This window comes from Rhizobium sp. L9 (assembly GCF_002531885.1).
Taxonomy (GTDB): Bacteria; Pseudomonadota; Alphaproteobacteria; order Rhizobiales; family Rhizobiaceae; genus Rhizobium.
Genome location: NZ_NWSZ01000119.1, coordinates 1 through 550, shown reverse-complemented (window position 1 = coordinate 550; position 550 = coordinate 1). Strand labels below are relative to the sequence as shown.

Genomic DNA, 550 nt, shown 5'->3' with positions numbered 1-550 from the left:
GACACCTTCTTCCACCTGGACAAGATGGTTGCTTATCACCCTCCCACCAAATCGCCTTACCGGCTGCGACGGCCTCGGCCGCCGAGCCTACGAACAGCGAAGAGAGGGATTGGCCGGCATGTATGGCTTCGCGCCCCTTCGCGCCATTGTCGAACGCGTGGTTGTTCTGCACAGCATCTTCATCGCCCCTTGTGGCAGTGGGTGCGGTAGAAAGCAGCTGCGTCACACGGGAGTAAGCGGGCGGTGCCAAAGGGGGAAGTTTGCAACAGAGTGTAACAACGTCGGTTCGTCCACCGCTTCCAGTCCGCTTGTTGATGTAGATCAAGGAGCCGTTCCCGTCTTCGTGACAGTCCTGCCTCGAAATCCGAGAAAGCCGGCCGCGAGGCGGTCGTCTGCGCACTGGAGACGACATCATGAATTACACGACAGAAACGATGGTGATCGCGGTCGCAGCGTTTCTGGCGCTGCTCGCGGCCGCATTCGCGCACGATCATCTGTTTGCAGTCCATATGGGTATACTTTGCCTCTGCCTGGTTGCGGGAACGCTGCT

The 550-nt window shown here is 59.1% G+C and carries 1 pseudogene; it reads right to left on the bottom strand.

What is annotated here, in order from left to right:
* Positions 1 to 172: pseudogene (locus tag CO660_RS34245) on the bottom strand (Crp/Fnr family transcriptional regulator); the annotation flags it as partial.
* Positions 173 to 550 lie beyond the last annotated feature (378 nt).